This window comes from Microvirga sp. P5_D2, from assembly GCF_054049475.1.
On sequence record NZ_JBFUMH010000303.1, the window covers coordinates 1 to 3,074 of the forward strand.

A 3,074-nucleotide genomic window follows, 5' to 3' on the forward strand; every position below is an offset into this window, starting at 1 on the left:
TGCGATGCTTGTGCATCCAGGGGATCAAATCGAATTCCGGGCYCCGCCGCGTCACGTTGTAGAGAACCTGGTTTGTCGCGCAGTTCTTTCCGTCAGCCACGCCGAACAGTTCCTCCATATCGTCCGTATCGAAATTGCTCACGCCCCAATGGCGGATCTTGCCGGCACGGCGCAATTCCTCGAAACCGGCAACCGTTTCCTCCAGCGGTACAGCACCGCGCCAGTGCAGAAGATACATGTCGAGATGGTCCGTGTTCAGGCACCGGAGACTGCGCTCGCAGGCCTGGATCAGATCCTTGCGGCCTGCATTATGTGGGTAAACCTTGCTGACCAGGAACAGCTTGTCCCGTTCATCGGAGAGCGCTTCCCCGATGAGTTTTTCGGAAGCGCCTTCCCCATACATCTCGGCGGTATCGACGAGCGTCATGCCCAGTTCGACTCCGAGACGAAGCGCCTCCATTTCACTGGATCGCTTCGATGAATTCTCGGCGATCTGCCATGTTCCCTGACCCAGCGCAGGTACGGTATCGCCCTTAGGCAGCTTGACTTCCCGTTTCATCATTGACCCTGACATGCAAAGAGGATTTTAGAATCTATTGAAGACGCGGCGACTTCATGAAGCGCGCCCGATCGGCGGACGTGATCGTCACGTCGAACCTGTCCCCCTCCCGTTCGACACTGAGAGGCACATCGACGCCGGCGGGCCCCAAAGCCCAGATGGCGCGATAGAATTCGGCCAAGGATGTGACGGCCTGACCGGCCACCGCATAGATATTGTCCCCTGCGCGCAAGCCTGCTCGTTGAGCAGGCGCATCGCCGGCGAGGCCGATGATCGAGATCTGGTCCTCTTCCGCTTCCGAGGTATAGAAGCCGAGCCACGGTCTCGGCGGCTTGCCAACCCTGCCGAGGGTGAGAAGATCRTCGAGAATGGGTTTCAGGAGGTCGATGGGCACGCTCATGTTCAAGGGAACGACCGCGCCGCCCGCTGCCTGATGCTGGAGTTGCAGGGAACCGATGCCCACCAGATCGCCGCGCGGGCCGATCAAGGCCGTTCCGCCCCAGTTGGGATGCGCAGGAACCGTGAAGATGGCATTGTCGATCAGGTATTCCCAATATCCGGCGAATTCCTGACAGGCCACGATCTGGGCCGCGATGGAATGCGAGCAGCCACCGCTGCCACCGACAACGACCTGATCTCCTGGTGACAACCGATGCGAGTCCCCAAGCGACAATGCCGGGGCATCCAGGGGGCCGAGAGCTTGCACGAGGCCAAAGCCGCTTTCGTAATCATAAGCGATGACATGCGCCTCGACGGCGCGGCCTTTATTGGTCGTGAGCCAGACCTCCTCCGCCTCGGCGATCAGGTAGCCTATCGTCACGACGAGGCCATCGGCCCGGATGACGACACCCTGTCCGGCCCGGTCCGTGCCAAGCGTCTCCGCAGTGAAAGCATCGTCCGGCACCCTCGCCCGCAATGATACAACGGAATCAAGCGCGTTCTGAAGGCTGTAGGCCAATGCGTCCGGATCGGGCTGGAATTCGGGCGGGATTTCCCATTCGTCCGGTGACTGCATCAAGAATTCCTCATATCGCCTGGCATCAACAAGGCCAGATACTGAAGATGGCAAAGAATGCGGCACCTTCAAGCCGCTCTCCTATCCTACCTCGGATGCCCGGGATGTGACGGTTGATGCAGATCAAGGCCGGGAAGACCTAAGTGCGGCAAATACAACGTTATGACGCCAGAACTCATTGCCCGCTACGACCAGCGTGTCCCACGCTATACCAGCTACCCGACCGCTCCGCATTTCAAGCCGGACATTTCGGCTGAAACCTATGCAGGCTGGCTGTCGGAACTTTCACCCGACACGGCTTCGTCGCTCTACCTGCATGTGCCCTTCTGCGCGGAGCTGTGCCTCTATTGCGGCTGCAATACAACCGTCGCGCGCAGTTACAAAGCTGTCGCATCCTATGTGGAGTTGCTGGAGCAGGAGATCGAGCGCGTTGCCCAGCATCTCCCGCGCCGCATGGCAGTAGGCCACATCCATTGGGGCGGCGGCACGCCGACCATCCTGTCCGCGGATGACCTGAAGCGCATCATGGACAGGCTTGGGCGCGCTTTCGACATTCGGACCGATGCGGAAATCGCGGTCGAGATCGACCCTCGCACCCTCACGCTGGAGCATGTGGAGGCCTTGGCGGCTTCCGGCCTCAATCGAGCAAGCCTGGGCGTGCAGGATTTCGACCCGAAGGTGCAAGAGGCGATCAGGCGCGCTCAATCCTTCGAACAGACGGCAAAGGTCGCCACATGGCTGCGGCATGCCGGCGTGACCGGCCTCAACCTCGATCTGATGTACGGCCTTCCCTACCAGACGACGGAGAGTGTCGTCCGCTCCGTCGAACTTGCGTTGAAACTCGCCCCGGATCGCATTGCCCTGTTCGGCTATGCCCATGTTCCCTGGATGAAGCGCCATCAGGCGCTCCTGCCTGAAGAAGCCTTGCCGGATGCGATCCAGCGTGTCGAGCAGAGCACGGCGGCCGCCGCTGCCCTTCTCAAGGCAGGATATGTGCAGATCGGCATCGATCACTTTGCAAAGCCCACCGACGCGCTTGTCATGCGCCAGCGTGAAGGGCGTCTTCATCGCAACTTCCAGGGCTATACGACCGATGAAGCCACGACCCTGATCGGTTTCGGGATCTCCGCCATCGGCTCGCTACCGCAAGGCTATGTCCAGAACGCCCCGACGACGGCCGGCTATCGGGAGGCGATCGGCAATGGACGCCTTGCCACAACGCGCGGTGTTGCTCTGACTGAGGATGACCGGCTTCGCCGCAGCATCATCGAGCGCCTCATGTGCGATTTCTCGATCAATCTCGATGACATTGCCTCCAAAGCCGACTTCAGCCCGGAACTGGCAGAGATCGATGAACTTGCCCGAGACGGCCTTGTGAGGCGCGAGGGTTTATCCATCGAGATTCCTGAGGAAAGCCGCCTTCTGGTGCGCAATGTCTGCGCCGTCTTCGACCGGCATCTCGAGGCAGGGGCCACTCGGCATTCGCGCGCGGTCTAACTC

General features: G+C 60.5%; 3 protein-coding genes. 1 reads left to right on the forward strand and 2 read right to left on the reverse strand.

Annotated features, from left to right (window positions below; genetic code table 11):
- Both ACXJKO_RS30885 and ACXJKO_RS30890 read right to left on the reverse strand, forming a co-directional pair.
- The coding region (locus ACXJKO_RS30885; RefSeq protein WP_457094828.1) for an aldo/keto reductase at positions 1-559 on the reverse strand (559 nt) is incomplete at its 3' end.
- Between the two features lie 34 nt (positions 560-593).
- Entirely contained in the window at positions 594-1,574 is a 981-nt protein-coding gene (locus tag ACXJKO_RS30890) for a S1C family serine protease (protein WP_457094829.1), read from the reverse strand.
- 162 nt (positions 1,575-1,736) lie between these two features.
- On the opposite strand from ACXJKO_RS30890, the gene hemN reads away from it, so the two are divergent.
- Positions 1,737-3,071 (forward strand): oxygen-independent coproporphyrinogen III oxidase, encoded by a 1,335-nt coding sequence (gene hemN / locus ACXJKO_RS30895; protein WP_457094830.1) that lies wholly within the window; start codon positions 1,737-1,739, stop codon positions 3,069-3,071.
- The last annotated feature ends 3 nt before the right edge of the window (positions 3,072-3,074 follow it).

What these genes read in the sequence shown, in the direction of transcription:
- hemN (WP_457094830.1), top strand. Translation starts at nt 1,737, where the DNA reads ATGACGCCAGAACTCATTGCCCGCTACGACCAGCGTGTCCCACGCTAT.